General features: G+C 43.5%; 13 protein-coding genes. 9 read left to right on the top strand and 4 right to left on the bottom strand.

What is annotated here, in order from left to right:
* Positions 1-136 precede the first annotated feature (136 nt).
* The 5 genes from NSQ91_RS01035 (at position 137) to NSQ91_RS01055 (ending at position 10,142) form a co-directional block, all read left to right on the top strand.
* Positions 137-502, top strand: a complete 366-nt coding sequence (locus NSQ91_RS01035) for a hypothetical protein (protein ID WP_076126891.1) — start codon at positions 137-139, stop codon at positions 500-502.
* 792 nt (positions 503-1,294) lie between these two features.
* A complete protein-coding gene (locus NSQ91_RS01040) occupies positions 1,295-6,646 on the top strand; it encodes an S-layer homology domain-containing protein (protein WP_340916151.1) in 5,352 nt (1,783 codons plus the stop codon).
* 373 nt (positions 6,647-7,019) lie between these two features.
* Positions 7,020-7,202 (top strand): hypothetical protein, encoded by a 183-nt coding sequence (locus NSQ91_RS01045; RefSeq protein WP_139329976.1) that lies wholly within the window; start codon positions 7,020-7,022, stop codon positions 7,200-7,202.
* A 284-nt stretch (positions 7,203-7,486) separates the two neighbouring features.
* Positions 7,487-8,794, top strand: coding sequence for an aminoacetone oxidase family FAD-binding enzyme (locus NSQ91_RS01050; RefSeq protein ID WP_081386376.1), 1,308 nt, complete (start codon positions 7,487-7,489; stop codon positions 8,792-8,794).
* Positions 8,795-8,825: 31 nt separating this feature from the next.
* Complete coding sequence (locus tag NSQ91_RS01055) at positions 8,826-10,142, top strand: BaiN/RdsA family NAD(P)/FAD-dependent oxidoreductase (protein WP_076126895.1); 1,317 nt, start codon at positions 8,826-8,828, stop codon at positions 10,140-10,142.
* A gap of 204 nt (positions 10,143-10,346) precedes the next feature.
* Here the strand turns inward: NSQ91_RS01055 and NSQ91_RS01060 are convergent, their stop codons facing one another.
* Positions 10,347-10,793, bottom strand: coding sequence for a YdeI/OmpD-associated family protein (locus tag NSQ91_RS01060; RefSeq protein WP_076192634.1), 447 nt, complete (start codon positions 10,791-10,793; stop codon positions 10,347-10,349).
* A 51-nt stretch (positions 10,794-10,844) separates the two neighbouring features.
* Positions 10,845-11,315 carry a DinB family protein gene (locus NSQ91_RS01065; protein ID WP_179088232.1) on the bottom strand — a complete coding sequence of 157 codons (471 nt, stop codon included), beginning with the start codon at positions 11,313-11,315 and terminating at the stop codon, positions 10,845-10,847.
* 261 nt (positions 11,316-11,576) lie between these two features.
* On the opposite strand from NSQ91_RS01065, the gene NSQ91_RS01070 reads away from it, so the two are divergent.
* From NSQ91_RS01070 to NSQ91_RS01080, 3 genes are all read left to right on the top strand, one after another.
* Positions 11,577-12,260: a Crp/Fnr family transcriptional regulator gene (locus NSQ91_RS01070; protein ID WP_340916157.1), complete on the top strand. Its 684-nt coding sequence runs from the start codon at positions 11,577-11,579 to the stop codon at positions 12,258-12,260.
* 147 nt (positions 12,261-12,407) lie between these two features.
* On the top strand, positions 12,408-13,031 hold the full coding sequence (locus NSQ91_RS01075; protein ID WP_076219839.1) for a hypothetical protein: 624 nt from the start codon (positions 12,408-12,410) through the stop codon (positions 13,029-13,031).
* Between the two features lie 12 nt (positions 13,032-13,043).
* Positions 13,044-14,864 (top strand): cyclic nucleotide-binding domain-containing protein, encoded by a 1,821-nt coding sequence (locus tag NSQ91_RS01080; RefSeq protein WP_081386375.1) that lies wholly within the window; start codon positions 13,044-13,046, stop codon positions 14,862-14,864.
* Positions 14,865-14,964: 100 nt separating this feature from the next.
* Here the strand turns inward: NSQ91_RS01080 and NSQ91_RS01085 are convergent, their stop codons facing one another.
* Entirely contained in the window at positions 14,965-15,141 is a 177-nt protein-coding gene (locus NSQ91_RS01085) for a hypothetical protein (RefSeq protein WP_175618987.1), read from the bottom strand.
* A 345-nt stretch (positions 15,142-15,486) separates the two neighbouring features.
* Here NSQ91_RS01085 and NSQ91_RS01090 point away from each other — a divergent pair, with 345 nt between their 5' ends.
* The gene (locus NSQ91_RS01090) at positions 15,487-17,622 is read left to right on the top strand and encodes a pectate lyase family protein (RefSeq protein ID WP_076305138.1); all 2,136 of its coding nucleotides are present in this window, start codon (positions 15,487-15,489) and stop codon (positions 17,620-17,622) included.
* A 143-nt stretch (positions 17,623-17,765) separates the two neighbouring features.
* Here the strand turns inward: NSQ91_RS01090 and NSQ91_RS01095 are convergent, their stop codons facing one another.
* Complete coding sequence (locus NSQ91_RS01095) at positions 17,766-17,987, bottom strand: helix-turn-helix domain-containing protein (protein WP_076126905.1); 222 nt, start codon at positions 17,985-17,987, stop codon at positions 17,766-17,768.
* Positions 17,988-18,087: the final 100 nt, after the last annotated feature.

Here is an 18,087-nt window from a genome sequence, read left to right on the forward strand (position 1 = left end):
AATTAGATCATTCACTTTGAAGTTAATATTTAGTGGCACATTTTCCGAAACTACATCTATAAGAGCTCGAACTGATATAAGATTAGATTATGGCATTAAGCACTCAAAAGCAAAAATATTCGGGGGAATTACTATTATGAGTTTCACTATTGATTATGTTAAAAATAAAAACAGAATTATTGTAACATCGGACGGTATGGAAGTTGAGGATGCCTTTGCGTACGCAGAACAATTTCCGAAGATACTGAAGAAAACTAAGCGAGGGTTTACAGGTATGACTGTAATCACTGGTGGTCTGGTATTTAAGCAAGAGGTGATGGCAATTCTTGCTCCAACTGGTGAAGATGCTGTGAAAGCTGGAATGTCCACAAAACACAAATGGGTGTATGTTGCGCCTACGGCGTTCTACAAAACGCAAATGAATCGTATGTTTAAAGATATTGCAAACTTGTACGAATCGATAGAAGAAGCTGAAGCGTATCTTGATTCCGCAGGGAATTAGCAACTTCTAAAAATTAAAAGGATCCAGCCATCATCTGTAGCGCCAAAGGTACTTTCTGCGTATTGAAGAAGCACTGTGAAAAACCGATATATTCAGGATTAACTTATATAAATGGATCACTATACTAAGGAGTTATTCCTATGACCAGTCTCCTTAATCAGAATGACTTATCAAATATTGGTTAGAATGCTTCTAGGATGACATCAAAACTGTAAGTAGACTCGTAGAAGCTTATGTGTCATTATCTTCGAACAGGGGTTCGACTCCCCTCGGCTCCATTTGAAAGACCCGCTGATTGATATTATCCCCTTCAAGTAGACACTCAAAAAAACCTTCATGTTATCATGTAGGCTTGAGTGCCACTTGGAGGGGATATTTTTTATGGCTAAAAAAGGTCAAACATTTCAGAAGTATACAGAGGAATTCAAATTAAAGGCGGTCAGAGCGTATTAAGAGGGTTCATCGAGCTATAAGGAGGTAGCTGAACGAGAAGGGATACGTAACTGTTCTCAACTGATTGAACACACATGAGGCCAGTTTTTTCGTTCTCTAAAGTATACCTAAATAGGATGAATAATAACTGGTTAAATTTACAAATTTGTCATGTGACAATAGTGATGACAGCAGTAACTATTCTCTCAAATGCTGGAATTATATAATGGATAGATTACATAGACAAGATAGGCTTCGTAAGGCTATTGTCTATAAATTTTTATTTTGTATTATTTATTTATAATGTAATTATATTACATAAAGTATTATATTGATATTTATATGAAATGGGGAGAAACATTGAGAGAAAGAATTCTAACTCTATTCATGACGATTGCTATTCTATTCACGACAATCACACCCGGGTTGGTACCGAGTGCTGAAGCAGCAGGAGGCACAGTTACAAAGACCTATACAGCAACTGCTGATACGATGCAATTAAATGGTCAAGCGGAATATAACGGAATCTATGATAATGACGGAGATGGTTATCTATATGTCGGCTTGAGCAATAATGACGGCTTCGTCAATGTGCGCAATAGAATGGCCGCATCTTTCAATTTAGGTGCTCCAGAAGGGACCATTGTATCAGCAGAGCTGGTTGTGACGGTTGCTACTGTATTAAGAGTCCCGAATCACACGCTGTACATGGAGGCAAGGGGCTCTGCTGCGAATAGTTTGGACCATAATTTTAATGGTACCTTCCCCTTCGTAGATGTGAATAGCCCTTTTTCAGATAAATTTACGGCGAAAAGCACTGCGGAAGTGCCGATGGGCACTTATCTTCAGGATCAATCGATTACTTTCAATGTTAAGAGTGCTGTCGATGCCTTTACGGGTGGTTCTGATCGCACAGTAACTTTTACACTTAACGGCAATGAAGCAGATGCAGACAGCGGGAGATTTTTATTGTATTCCTTAGAAGCTTCGAATGCTGCATTTCGCCCGAAGCTAGTCGTTACTTATGAGACCGGACCGACGAATACCCCGCCTACGGGCTCTTTTAAAATTGCGGAGGGAACAGCGACAAGCGCCAGCACAGTCAATCTATCCGTAACAGGTTCAGATCCTGATGCAGGTGATAGTGTTACCCATATGAGATTTGCGAATAGCGTTGCTAATTTATCGGCGGCATCTTGGTTGCCTTTCAGCAATACAGCAACATTCAGTCTAAGTGGAGGGGATGGGGCGAAGAACATCTATATGCAGGTGAGAGATTCCAACAATGCGATATCTGCCAGTTCTTCTCAGATCATTCTATTGGATCAGACAGCACCAACAGGTGCACTGATTATTAATGATGGTGCTGCATGGACGAAATCAGAGATGGTCACTTTAAAAGGAACCTATACGGATGGAAGCGGCTCAGGAGTTGAGCAGGTGCGTCTCTCCAATGTTAATGGGACTTGGCAGACCAGCTGGTTCAGTATCGCTGATCTGAACGGGAGGTCATGGGTCCTTCCGGCTGGACAGGGAGTCAAAAACGTATATGTACAATATAAAGATAGAGTTGGTAATTCGAGCAACTCAACTATTAGTAGTACAATTACAGTAGATACAATAGCTCCTGTTATTACAAATGTAGTGAATAACATAGTATATAATAGCAAAGTTAATCCTCTATTTTATGAAGGCAGCGGATTGCTTAATGGGAGTCCCTATACCAGTGGTACAGACATCACCCAGGATGGAACGTATACACTGATCGTCACCGATCAAGCAGGCAATAGTGCGACGGTGGTTTTCAAGGTTGATACGATAGCACCTACCGTAACGGGAATAGCGAATGGTGTAATATACAACACAATCAAAACGATTACCTTTAACAAAGGAACCGCGACTTTAAACGGAGCTGCTTTTGTTAGTGGTGCACAGGTTTCACAAGATGGTGTGTATACCCTGATTGTAACGGATACAGCAGGCAATGTAACAACGATTAACTTTGAGATAGACACAACAGCACCTAAAATTAAAGGGGTAAGCGAGGGCGGGGTTTATAAGTCGGTAACTCCCAGTTTTAATGAAGGAACAGCGCAGCTGAATGGAACTGCTTATATGAGCGGTACAAGGATTGATCAGGATGGTGTGTATACGCTGGTTGTAACCGATACAGTAGGTAATGTAACAACGGTTAACTTTGAGATCGAAAATGTGGCGCCAATTGTTACGGGAGTAATGGAGGGCGGAATTTATATATCGGTAGTTCCTAGTTTTAATGAAGGGACAGCGCAATTGAATGGAACTGCTTATACAAGCGGTACAAAGATTGATCAGGATGGTGTGTATACGCTGGTTGTAACCGATGCAGCAGGCAACGTCACGATGGTGAAATTCATCATTGACAGAACCGCTCCAACCGTCACCGGCGTTGTTTACGGGGTGAGCTACAACACCGACAGAACGATCACTTTTAACGAAGGTACGGCAACGTTGAACGGAGATCCATTCGCAAGTGGCGAGACCGTTTCCGCTGAAGGCGACTATACACTCATTGTGACCGATGCGGTGGGCAACGTTACGACAGTCAGCTTTACGATCCACAAAACCGGCCCAACCGTTACTGGGGTTGTTTACGGATCGAGTTATAATACCGACAGAATGATCACGTTTAACACGGGAATCGCAACGTTGAACGGCGATTCCTTTGCTAGCGGATCTGAAGTCAGTGCCGAGGGCGACTACACACTCATCGTAACGGACGCGATGGGCAACGTCACAACCATTGCATTCACGATCGATAAAACAGTCCCGATCATTAGCGGTGTGACCGACGGCTCTATCTATAACACGAATCAATCGATTACGTTCAATGAAGGTACGGCGACCTTGAACGGAGATCCATTTGCAAGTGGCGCAACCATTTTCGCCGAAGGTGACTATACGCTTGTGGTGACGGATGAGGCGGGTAACGTTACGACGGCCAACTTCATCATTGACAGAACCGCTCCAACCGTCACCGGCGTTGTTTACGGGGTGAGCTACAACACCGACAGAACGATCACTTTTAACGAAGGTACGGCAACGTTGAACGGAGATCCATTCGCAAGTGGCGAGACCGTTTCCGCTGAAGGCAACTATACACTCATTGTGACCGATGCGGTGGGCAACGTTACGACAGTCAGCTTTACGATCCACAAAACCGGCCCAACCGTTACTGGGGTTGTTTACGGATCGAGTTATAATACCGACAGAATGATCACGTTTAACACGGGAATCGCAACATTGAACGGAGATCCCTTTGCTAGCGGATCTGAAGTCAGTGCCGAGGGCGACTACACACTCATCGTAACGGACGCGATGGGCAACGTTACAACCATTGCATTCACGATCGATAAAACGGTCCCGATCATTAGCGGTGTGACCGACGGCTCTATCTATAACACGAATCAATCGATTACGTTCAATGAAGGTACGGCGACCTTGAACGGAGATCCATTTGCAAGTGGCGCAACCATTTTCGCCGAAGGTGACTATACGCTTGTGGTGACGGATGAGGCGGGTAACGTTACGACGGCCAACTTCACCATTGACAGAACCGCTCCAACCGTCACCGGCGTTGTTTACGGGGTGAGCTACAACACCGACAGAACGATCACTTTTAACGAAGGTACGGCAACGTTGAACGGAGATCCATTCGCAAGTGGCGAGACCGTTTCCGCCGAAGGCGACTATACACTCATTGTGACCGATGCGGTGGGCAACGTTACGACAGTCAGCTTTACGATCCACAAAACCGGCCCAACCGTTACTGGGGTTGTTTACGGATCGAGTTATAATACCGACAGAATGATCACGTTTAACACGGGAATCGCAACATTGAACGGCGATCCCTTTGCTAGCGGATCTGAAGTCAGTGCCGAGGGCGACTACACACTCATCGTAACGGACGCGATGGGCAACGTTACAACCATTGCATTCACGATCGATAAAACGGTCCCGATCATTAGCGGTGTGACCGACGGCTCTATCTATAACACGAATCAATCGATTACGTTCAATGAAGGTACGGCGACCTTGAACGGAGATCCATTCGCAAGTGGCGCAACGGTTTTTGCCGAAGGTGACTATACGCTCGTGGTGACGGATGAGGCGGGTAACGTCACAATGATTTCTTTCACAATTGATCGAACAAACCCGATTATAACCGGTCTAACTGTAGGAATAAGCAACTACACCAGTCCGTTGACGATTGGATTTAATGAAGGTACCGCTACATTAAACGGTCAGCCCTTCACAACCGGAACGAGAGTTATATCTTCTGGCAACTACACGCTAGTCGTCATCGATGAAGCAGGAAATCAGACGATTGCCACGTTTACGCTGAACATCTCGACTCCTGAATCCGGTTCAGGTTCAAGCTCAGACCCAAGTACAAGCTCAAGTACAAGCCCAATTCCAAGCTTAGGGCTAGAGATCGAGATCAATGGAGTTAAACAGAAGGATTTAGCCAAAGAAACAACTGCTGTTATGAACGGAAAGAAAGTGACAACGGTAACCATCGACGAGAAGAAATTATCGCGTTACCTCGATTCCTTACCCGATAAGCCAGTCATTAACATACCGGTCCATAATGATTCAGATCGTGTTCTTCTGCTCTTAAACGGTCAGCTTATCACAACACTGAATGACCGAAACGCAGTTATTCTAATTCAAACGGAGCTTGGTTCCTATCTTCTAGCTGCCAACCGGATCGATTGGAGTCTTGTCACGAAGCGTTTCGGTTCGGAGGATGCACTGCGAAACATGGTGATTCAAGTCGAGATTACCAATGTACCAGAAAGCGATATCGTGCAACTTGCTAATAGTATAGGGAAGGCAAGACTCTTGTCGCCGCCGATTGATTTCAACATCACAGCAGCACATGGCGGTAAGACGATTGAGCTCAACAAGTTTCTTAGCTATGTCGAGCGGACGATTGTCATTCCCAATTCAGCAGATGATCACAATAAAAATATAACGGGGATTACGATGACGAAGGATGGAAACATCGTGCCGGTACCTACCCGAATGATGAGGGAGAACGGCAAGACCTTTGCTGTCATTTATAGCCTGACAAATAGCGTCTATGCCGTTATAGAGAATGACAAAACCTTTGCGGATATTCAGAATCATTGGGCGAAGTATGATATCGAACAAGTAGCGTCCAAGCTGATCGTCCAAGGTGTCACTGAATCGAGCTTTCAACCGAACAAGCAAATTACCCGAGCTGAGTTCACGGCGATGTTGGTCCGGGCTCTCGGATTACACACGGTTGATCAGCCTACTAGCTTTACTGACGTCAACAGCGGGCAATGGTATTACGAAACGGTCTCCATTGCGGAAGGCTACGGGTTAGTTACGGCAAGTAACAATAGCCAGTACACTCCCAACGAGAAGCTAAGCCGAGAAGAAGCAATGGTGTTGCTGGGGAAAGCCATGAAGCTTGCTGGGATGGATACAGCGATTTCCGATAGCGAAGCCGCTCAACAGCTTAGCACATTCAAAGACCATCATTTGCTCGACTTGTCTGCAAGAGCGGCAGCTGCACTTAACGTTAAATACGGAATTATCATAGGCAATCAAGGACAGCTTACGCCGAACAATGTCATTACACGTGCCGAAGCTACCGTCATTTTACAACGCTTGCTCGAAGCGGCCAAACTGAGTTCGTAACAGCAAGAACCTTCAACCACAAGCTAAGTGGTTGAAGGTTCTTTTTTGTGTATATTTAGAGGAACTCGTCATGCATTACCTCGTGATCACCCATTACAAACTCCTGCTCAGCCGTTATTTGCCCCTTCTAGATTTGATCGTACTTGCGAAGTTTGTAATTAACCGCTTCGAACGCTTCGTCTAGGTCTTGTTGTCGTTGCAACTCTTTTTTATGCTACTCAAGGATCGCCTTTCTTTATAGGAGAGTTTGTTTTCCTTGAATGGCTAAATCAGTGTAATAAAGATGCTTCCAAAGGCAAAGTTACGGATATGTCTACCGCAAGCTCTTATGCAGTGAATCTAATTAAAGATGAAGCAGAAGCTAGTATTATCAATGGGAAGAAGAATGGCGTATTTGATCCGCTGGGCAATGCCACACGCGCATCGATACGCTGACCAAGGAATGATCTTAAACTATGCTACCTCGCCGAACATCCGAATCATCACACGGCGGCGAATTGTGGATTTGTACAGCCATGGCTCGGCTCCATATGGAGTACTATTGAAGACACCATGAAAGGTGTCTTTTTTCATATTTTCAGAATATGATCTGGACTATGCGTGGCGGTTCAAAAAAATGAGTATCTTGCTAGATCCAGTATCTTTCGTATGTGGAATTAAAGATTGCAGTGAAGAAGGTGTGAAGAAAAATTTAAGGTTCTATATAGGGATAAAAAAGGCAAACCTAGGATAGGAAGAGTTAATAGGGAGATATAAATGAAAACCAGTATACTTATGCTATAATTTAATAAAGTGACTCTGTGTTTTAGAAAAATTGGATAAAGGATGCATTGACCAACCATGTATGAGAATCAGACTTCTATGCACCACAAGCTGTTTATTATCGGCGCAGGTGCTGCTGGATTAATGGCCGCTGTTACTGCGCGGGATATGGGTATCGATACTGCCATTCTGGAGGGTAACGACCGGATTGGAAAGAAGATATTAATGACAGGTGATGGCCGCTGTAACATTACGAATGAATCCACTGCGACGGGTACGGATGAAGCAATTGCTTTATCGCACAAGTATCACAGTAATCAGGCCGGATTTCCACTTGCGGTATTGCAGCAATTTGGCATCCGTCAGACTATAGATTTTTTCTCCTTTCTCGGGCTTCCACTTACAAGATTGAAGGAGGGCTTGATGTATCCAATGTCGCTGCAGGCAGCAGCGGTGCTGGATATTTTCCAGCTTGCGCTGGAGGATCGGAATGTTCCGGTATACCTCAATAACAAAGTGTTGGATGTTACTGTTTCGAAGAATCATCCGCGCTTCAAGATAAAATGCCAAACGGAGACAGAGGAGGAGGTTGTTTATACTAGCGACTATCTACTTCTATCTGCGGGTGGCCTTGCCGGTCCGAATGCGGGAAAAGAACCTCCTGGGTATACACTTGCCGAACGTCTGGGGCACACCCTGATTGAGCCTTTGCCGGCCATTGTGCAATTGAAGCTGCAATATCCGAATATGAGGGCACTGTCCACTATCAAATCTCAGGGACAAGCCCATATCATTGTGAACGGTAAAGTCATCTGCAGTGAACAGGGTGAAATTGCCTTCACGGATTATGGTATTACCGGCCCGCCCATTCTTCAGCTAAGCAGAAAGGCTGCGTATCATCTTGCAAGAGGAGAACAGGTAACATTGTCGGTTGATCTGATGCCGGGCCGCACGGAGGAAGAGTTAGTTGAGTTTTTAGAAAGGCTCTGGGAGACCTTTGGACACCGGACGGTTGCGGATTCTCTCGTTGGCATCTTTAACAAGAAGCTTGTTACGGTCCTACTCAAGGAGACCGGCTTAGATCAGCAACCACAGCTGCTTTGCCAGGATCTATCGATGAAAACCAAGGGGAAATTTTATCGAATCTTGAAGCGTTGGGAATTTAAAGTGACGGATACCAATGGCTTTACGAATGCGCAAGTGACAGCCGGCGGCATTGATACGTCGGAACTCATCGAAGGAACGCTGGAATCCAAGCTGGTGCCTGGGCTGTATTTGGCTGGCGAAGTGATGGATGTCGACGGAGATTTCGGCGGCTATAACCTGCAATGGGCCTGGAGTTCCGGATATGTGGCCGCCATGGCGCTAGCTAAGTCAATTCAATAAATTTATTAGGAAAAGGGATGCATCAATTAACATGTATAAGGATCAGACTTCTAAGCACCACGAGCTGTTCATTATCGGTGGGGGTGCTGCAGGTCTAATGGCTGCAGTTACAGCGAGGGATCAAGGTATTGATACAGCAATTATTGAAAGCAATGACCGGCTTGGGAAGAAAATAATAACGACGGGTAACGGGCGTTGCAACATTACGAACCAATCCACCGCCACCGGTACGGATGAAGCGGCCGCTTTATCACGCAAGTATCACAGTAATCAGGAAGGATTCCCAATACATGTATTGCGGCAATTCGGTGTCCGCCAAACGATCGAATTTTTCTCCTCACTCGGGCTTCCTTTTGTAAGCTTGGAGAATGGTCGGATGTATCCGATGTCGCTGCAGGCGGCTTCGGTGCCGGGTGTATTTAAGCTGGCGCTGGAGGATCGGAATGTTCCCGTATATTATAAACATAAAGTGTTGGATGTTACCGTTTCGGCGGGACATCCGCGGTTCGCGATAACCTGCCAGACGGAGACAGAGGAACAGGTTGTGTATACCAGCGACTATCTTTTTCTATGTGCAGGCGGCCTTACCGCTCCCAAAACGGGAACGGACGGCTCCGGTTATACGCTTGTCCAACGCCTGGGGCACACCCTGATCAACCCGGTGCCAGGCATTGTACAATTGAAGCTGGATTATCCGTATTTGAAGGAACTATCGGGCATCAAATTTGAGGGAGAGGCCCATGTTATCGTAAACAATGAAGTCATCCGCACTGAGTCTGGTGAGATTCTTTTTACGGACTATGGTATCTCGGGCCCACCCATACTTCAGCTCAGCAGAAAGGCTGCGTATAATCTCGGAATAGGAGAATCGGTGACATTGTCGGTTGATTTAATGCCGGAGCGCACGGAGGAAGAGTTAATTGATTTTCTGGAGATCCACTGGGGGATCTTCGGACACCGGACGGTTGCCGATTCTTTTGTGGGCATCGTCAGCAAGAAACTGATTCCAGTTCTGCTGAAGGAGGCTGGAATTGATCAACAGCCGCACTTGCTTTGTATGGATTTATCATGGAAAACCAAGAAAATATTTTATCGAATCTTGAAGCATTGGGAATTTAAAGTGACCGATACCAATAGCTTCACGAATGCACAAACAACAGCCGGTGGCATCGATACGACGGAGCTAATCGAAGGAACGTTAGAATCTAAGTTAGTCCCTGGACTGTATTTGGCAGGTGAAGTGATGGATGTGGATGGAGATTGCGGCGGCTATAACCTGCAATGGGCTTGGAGCTCCGGCTACGCCGCTGCTATGGCGCTTGCTAATCGACGTGCCAGCACCACGTAAGGGGGCAGAGGGTTGCTGACTCTTAAACGATCATCTATTACTATGGCAGAGGTTTGCTGTAACAAGTCTGGTTTTAGTAATGTGAAAGCGATGAGGATTGTTTCTCATCGCTTTTTTTGTGATTTTTTAAAGTTTGGTGCTCATTTTATTCGTTGCTTAACTCTGATGTCTTTATTTTACCTCAACTTTATTGTCGTCCCTTTATTAATCCTTAAGTTTATCAATTAGAGCTAGTATTCGTCTATTTTTTGTATCTTCCTTTTTAGCAAGCTCAATATAATTAATCTGCTCTCGTTTAATGTAATCAGGCTGGTTTAGAAATGTATTCAGCATGTGGTACTCTTCAAGGTTTGTAGTAATGTAATCAGGCACAATCAGTTTACGATTTTCCTCGCATTTCTTAAGTATTATATGTAATGTATCACCGAGCTCTTTTTGTACTGCTCTTCTAATAAATTCGTTATAAACAAAATAATGCCCATTCTTTGACGGCAATAAAGTATGGTCAAATTCGTACCCGTCAACAGAGATTTGAATAGGTACTTTACCATTAGTATTGAATATCTCCCTTACTGAATAGGGGAAATAGACTACTTTCCATTTCATTTTACCTTCCAGCAGCTTTATCTCACTATCAAATTCATAAACCATATTAAATAACACTCCTCGTGGTAAAGAAGCTGATTTCGGTCACTCATTTTATCATAGCCACTTTGCTGTTTCTAGGTGATTCGAATTCAATATGCTGTTGCAATAACCTATATGATGTTGAACATGCCTTATCTGCATGAGGATAACATCAGTTTTAGTTATTTCTTCGTATAGTACACATGGTTCCAATAATCTGCCGTCAGTAAGTTCAGCAAAAAAATTACGAGCCACACTCAATATCTCCTCTACGTACTCCGTCATTTCCTCCTTAGTAGGGTAGTCAGAACACTCCTTATCTAAGTCTTCTGTTATATCTTTACCGAAGTCAGGTATCGTGAATTCTTCATCCTTCTGCTGCTTAAACCAAAATTTCATGCTGGTTGTAGCATGGAATATATGCCTCCAGTATTTATGCTTGGCATCCTTCCAAAAATGATCAGGACATATTTCGATAAGATTCTTCAACATTTCTACGGTTGGATCAAACTGTCTTCTAAAAACAGTCACCATCTTATCACTCATGTTCATCAACTCACTTCTCGAAATTTAGAATCTTAACTTTATTCTTGTCCTAAACAACCAAAACCTTCCATTTTACGATGATGAATTTGGAAAATTTGTGAAATATACTCAACCGCAAACCCATAAAATGTAAAAATGTCACATCATAATTTAATGACTGCTGTCACTATTTATCTTAAATTAAAAGCATTACAATATAGGATAGGTTTCGCGATTCAATCCTAAAAAATTTATTACTTATACTGGAGGAACCTCTAGAAGATGAACCCACAGCTGTTACGGGATTTTCCGTTCTTTGAACATCTTGATGATGAATATTTAGCTGAAATTGCTAAGGTATGTAACGAGCGTACTTATATAAAAGGAGAGTCCATTTTTTTTGAGGGTGAAGAGGGAGAGGAGCTTTATCTGGTTCTCTCTGGAGTTGTTCAAATCTATCAAGATAACCACTCTAGGGATGTAATTCTTTCTATTTTTAGAGAAGGTGATTTCTTTGGAGAGATGGCTTTGTTGCAAAACGAAAGAGCGCGCTCTGCTTCTGCAAGGACCATTGAGAAGTCTACCTTATGTATTTTGAAAAAACGTGATTTCATTCCTTTACTAAAAAGTAATCCGGAAATACTAATCGGCATTTTGGAAACAGCATTAGATCGTCTGCGGGATGCCAATAAATTAATAACAGACTTAACCGTTATCGACGTACGTACGCGTATTGCTCGCGTGTTGTTGCGTCTAACAGAACAGCACGGAGTGCCCTCTAATGAAGGTGTTCTAATCGATTTGAAATTAACGCATCAACACCTGGCGGATATGACAGGAGCGGCGCGTGAGACCGTGACAAAATCATTGCTTGGATTACAGGATGAGCAGTTGATACGTATTGATCAGAGGAAAATACTTGTGTGTAACATAGATAGACTTAGAAATATACTTGACGTAATCTGAGTGAGTTCAAATGTTTGAATTTGTAATTGGGGTTACAGACCATAAATCACCCTAAATGATATAACAATATTAACAAAGAACGCGTACATTTTGCTTTATTAATCGTGATGACACAATGATCATCCATAAATGAAAAGGGGAAATGAAATGAGTGTAAAAAAATTGGTTTTATCTATGTCAGGTACTTTTTTACTGGGGATCATTGTAGGAGGGGCCTTGTTATATAACAATTCGGTTTATAACTCTGTTAAGGATGCCCTGAATGGAAATGCCACGCAAAACTCGGTAGGTAGCGTTAATTTGGAGGGGATGACACAGGTTAACATTCAGGGCATGGATCTTGAAACCGCAATGATGGCTGTGCAGGAGAATCGTACTAATATGTTAGAGAGCCAGTTAAAAGATCAAATCACAGCTGTACAAGCCCAGAATGAAACAATCGCAAAACTGAATCAATTGTTGGGAGTTATTAATGAAGAGCTAGGGAAGCTTCCTTCTGGTGCTGAGGCCGGCTCTGCTGTGGAGCTGGTAGATGACAAGGGTGCTATGTTTACTGCTATGGGCATGGCTATACCGCAAACCAAAGGGGAACTTGAGAAGCTGTTGGGGCAAATCAAGTCACAGATTGATAGTGCAAGTAATAGCCAGCAAATGGACATGCTGCGCCTGCAAAGTTTAACGAATAAACGTAACGAAGCCTTCGATGTAATGACGAATTTTATTAAAAAAATGCAAGACTCCAGAAGTAGTATTATAGGGAATATGCGGTGATGAGTTAAAACTATGATATCCAAAGCTGCAGTTGATTTTCTACGAGATCATCCGTTTTTACGAGGTATTCCTGATGATGAGCTACAAAATGTAATTAACGCTATAACACTTGTGTCTTTAGAGGATGGACAACGACTTCTTATGGAAGCGTCCACCTCTAAGGACTGTTTCATTTTATGGCAAGGGAAGGTGCAAGTAACCTCAGTTAACTTAGTTGGGAAAACACTGCTCTTAGCTGAACTTGGACCGGGAGAGTTAGTGGGAGAGATGGGTCTTATTCGGAACGAACAAAGATCAGCTAGTGTTACGGCAATCGGGCCAGTAAAGGCGTTGCGTCTAGACCGTCCATCCTTCCAATATTTGGCGAACCTAAGTCCATTATTTTACGAGAGTGTGCTTGTGAACATACGGATCCGAATGATCCATAGTATGCTTCGTAAAGCTACAATCTGGTCGGTCATACCTGATGCTGAGCTTCGGGGTCTTGCAGAGATTACAACGATCAAGAAAGTCACGAAGGGTGAAGAGATTATCGTGGAAGGTGCGGTAATTGATCATTTTTTCATGATTAACAGCGGGAGTATCGAGCTTCGTGGCCAAAAGCGGCGTAAGACTGTTCTTCGAGAAGGAGATTTTTATGGAGAGACAGAGTTACTAACAGACACGGCTGCCTCACACGCGTTGATCGCGGTAGAAGATAGTGAATTACTTATCATGGGCAAGTTAGAGTTCTTAACTATACTCGACTATTACGCTCCGGTTCGTCAACAACTCATTAAGGTTCTAAACATACGAACACCCCATCTGCTGGAGAAAGTTACAATTGCCATCGGCGAGGAGTCTATTGCCGAGGATAAGGAATCGCTACCTAAAACCAAAGACAAGTGGATTGACCAGCTGTTGTGGCTGGTAGGTGGATTTCTTGTAGTCTCCTTCTTGGCACTATTCCTTCATAGCCAATGGTGGAAGATCGCCACCTTGATTGTTGGAGGAGTGGTGGGTCCCGCAGCCTTCGTAGCTTTTGTGAGAAGTCAGCAGTTAATAGGCTTCCGTCAGCGGAGACTTGTTTTAGTTTTTGTGTCTACCGCGGTTGTGGCTATTCCTCTGGCTTGGTATTTAGAGCGGATATGGCTTTTTGAAGTAAAAGCAAATTCTTTTGATTTTTCACAGCTTTACGTACCTTTGTCTGTAGCCCTAATAGAAGAAACTGCGAAATTATTAATTTGTGTGATGCTCGTTCGAACGCGGAAAATCCAATTTCTAATGGATGCAGTGGTGTTTGGTGCGGCAGCAGGCATGGGATTCGCGGCAGTGGAAAGTATTATTTATGGATGGGTTCATCTAGACGAGGCATCGTCAATAGGGATGCTTACCGTCCTATGGATGAGAGCATTATTATCGCCCTTCGGTCATGGAACATGGACTGCGATTGCCACTGTGGGGATATGGTATGCAAGTAGCATGCATAAGAATTCGAGCTTGGGGGACGTCAAGCCATGGACAAGATGGCGACGCGCAATTGAAATGTTTTTAGTAGTAGTTGTGATGCATGCATTATGGAATTATCACTTTGAATCGGGGCTGATGAAGGCCGGTGTTATGGCCGTAGTCGGGATTATGGGTCTCTTTTTATTGTTCTTACTCATTCGTAGGGGAAGAAGAGAGGAGTTCCATGCCTTGAATATGTTAAATCCAACAATGAATGAGGCGATCCGACATGACGAACAAGTGAAGCCTATGATGCAGGAGCTTTATTGTGAAGGCTGCGGGTCAATGTCTCCGCCGGGTACACGTTATTGCACACGTTGTAGCCAGGCACTAAGGATTAAATGATTTGATACGGCTCCATAGGTAGTAAAAGAAAAGACACCTTGAAGGGTGTCTTTTTACGTTATTGCAGCTTGAAAAAAAGATGCCAACATTATCCCCGACTTTAATGAAAGTTCCCGGTTTCATTTTCCGTGAATTTGCCGTCGCTGTCATGCTGGGATTGCTTGCGGCGATCATTACGGGCTTGTTGCTGCTGTTGGGCTTCCAGGCTGTTTACGGGCGTGGCTTCCAAATCTTTTACAGTGTTGAGCAGATTCTTGTCTGGTTTATTTGCGCTCAATTGAAAATTCCTCCTTGTTTACCTAATGGTTGTGAATTTTATTATGTGCTGGCTACTGTGTGGCTATTCGTGTTGTATGATCACAATCCATTCGCTGTCCTATAATCATTAGCTCAGAACACGGTTAGATAGGGGAGATATGAGTAAATGATTGTTTCGGAACCTTTTTTAGTTTTGATATGTTGAACGTGTTCTGGTTTCAGAATTTGTATTATTTTCGAAGGGATACAGGGGCTAGATGTAGGATCTCTTTCTAAATATTTAGGAGGTGAAAAGAGAAACTTCATTTTTTTGCAAGCGGTTACAAGGATATCTGCAACAAATTTAAAATCGGGAGGAAATAAAATGAAAAAAAGAGTTGCAAAGGTAACCAGTATTGTTGTGTTGTTTTCTCTTGCTCTTTCTTTAATAGTAGGTGGATGGACAAATACGGTGGTGCATGCTGCTGGTCTTGCGGTAACAGGCAGTGGAGGCTGGAATGAAACGGCATATGTGGAATGGTCACCTGTAAGCAATGCGACAGGGTATAACGTTTATGTTAAATTGGCAAGTGCAGCGGATTCTGGGTATCAACAAATTAATAATGAGTTAATCCGCAAATATCCTTCCTACTGGAGAGCGGATGCTGTAGGGCTTGCAGCCGGAAATTATGTGATGAAAGTTGAAGCTACGTTGTCAGGGGGTGGGACGGTAAGTGCGGTTTCAAATCCGCTATCCGTAACGTCATATGACCGTTCTGGGTTTGCTTTTTCGACTAGTTCGCAATATGGTACAGGATCAGGGGCTTATAATGAGAATGGAACCCTCAAGAATGGTGCTCAAGTGCTGTATATAACATCTCAGAATGCGCAAACCGTAACGCTTGGTGTAAAAATCAACAGCTCCGGCGCTGTACAAACAGGGGTTGGCCTGGGCGGTATTTTGGCACTGAGACAAAAAGGCTATGATACCACTCCACTTGCGATCCGAATTATCGGAAAAGTTACAGCTGCTGATCTGAGTGGACAGCTTAACAGCAGTGGGTATCTTGAAGTCAAAGGTAAAAACAATTATTCGGAAATGAATATTACTATTGAAGGTATCGGAAATGATGCTTACGCATACGGTTGGGGAATGCTTCTAAGATATGTAGGTAATGTGGAAGTAAGAAACCTGGGTGTAATGTTATTCCCCGACGATGGCATTTCAATGGATTCTGGCAATATGAATGTCTGGGTGCATAATAATGATATTTTTTATGGAGCTGCTGGAGGCGATGCAGACCAAGCCAAGGGCGACGGTTCCACAGACCTTAAAAATGGATCCAACTATATTACAATCTCTTACAACCATTACTGGGATTCCGGAAAATCTTCGCTAGTTGGTTTGAGTGAGCCGGCTGAATTTTTTGTTACCTTCCACCACAACTGGTTTGACCATTCGGACTCCCGTCATCCGCGGATTAGAGTGGCATCCGTCCATATCTATAACAACTTTTTCGATGGTATCTCCAAATACGGTGTGGGTGTTACTACAGGTGCTTCAGCTTTTGTAGAATCTAATTATTTTAGACATGCTAAGTTTCCAATGATGATCTCCTTACAAGGTACAGATGCTTTAGGGGAGGGCACATTCTCAGGCGAAAATGGAGGTGTGATTAAAGCCTATAACAATCTTATTGTAGAGGCTTCAAGTCTCATCTATGCGAATTCAAACACAGGGACAGCTCCTGCTAATGTTACCTCATTTGATGCTTACTTAGCTTCGTCAAGAAATGAAACCGTCCCAAGCTCATACAAAGCATTAAAAGGCGGAACAGCCTATAACAACTTCGACACGAGCGTAAATACAGGAGTGAACGTATCTAATATTGATAACGTAAGCAATGTTGAACAGATTGTTATGGCAAAAGCCGGACGTCTGAATGGCGGAGACTTCACATGGGAATTTAATGATTCAGTGGATGACGTTTCGTATGCGTTGAATACAGCGCTGATGTCTGCAATCAGAAGCTACACAACGGGACTTGTCTCTGTAGGGGGGAATTCAAACCCAACGAACCCGACTCCGACTCCATCAGTAACACCTACGCCAACAGTAACTCCTGTGCCAACAGCGACCCCAGCTCCGACAGCGACTCCAGCACCGACAACAACGCCAGTGCCGACAGCGGGAGCAACCGTTCACAACTTTACTACGGATGGAACAACAAGCAGCTTCTTCAATATCCAAGGCAATCTCTCAACAAGTAAGGGAACTGTGGCCTATCAGGGTTTAACCCTAACCCAATGTCTGAAAATCGAGAGTGCAACCAGCATTCAATTCACTGCTGCTAAAGCTTCAACGCTAACCCTAGTGTTCAACACAGAGGGAACGAAAATCAAAGTGGATGGAACAAGTTATCCTATAATCAATGGCATTGCCACTGTCTCTCTAGCCGCAGGTGCACATACCATTACAAAAGATAGTACGGCGAATCTATACTATATGAAGCTGGAATAGGGGAATGGCTGCCTCTACTTTAATATGGAGTATCAGAAAAGCAGAAAAGCGACCTGTAGGGGGCGCTTTTCTTTGCTTTTTCTTATGATCTTATTACTTGAGTTATTGTCGATTCAAAAACTATTAATTTTGTGTTGATTTGATTAATCTTTATCATCAACCAAATCAATAATCTCACGAATATCCTCAATATTTAAAGCTTCTGCAATTTTGCCTATATGACTAAAGTTAATATTCTCCCTTTTTCCATTAGCTAACTCACTTAATGCGGCATGTCGGACATCGGATATTCTGGATAATTCTCGTAGGGAAATCTTATGTTTTTTGGTCAATTCTGAAATTTTCACTATAACTCTCTTTCCCACTTCTAATCCCCTCACTAACTCTGAGTTTTTAAGAAAGCTGCTGTAAGTAAGTAAAAGACACCTTAACCGTGTCCTTTACTTTACTATATAAGCACGTTTC

Origin of the sequence: Paenibacillus sp. FSL R7-0048 (genome assembly GCF_038004505.1) — a bacterium.
Classification (GTDB): Bacteria; Bacillota; Bacilli; order Paenibacillales; family Paenibacillaceae; genus Paenibacillus_AQ; species Paenibacillus_AQ odorifer.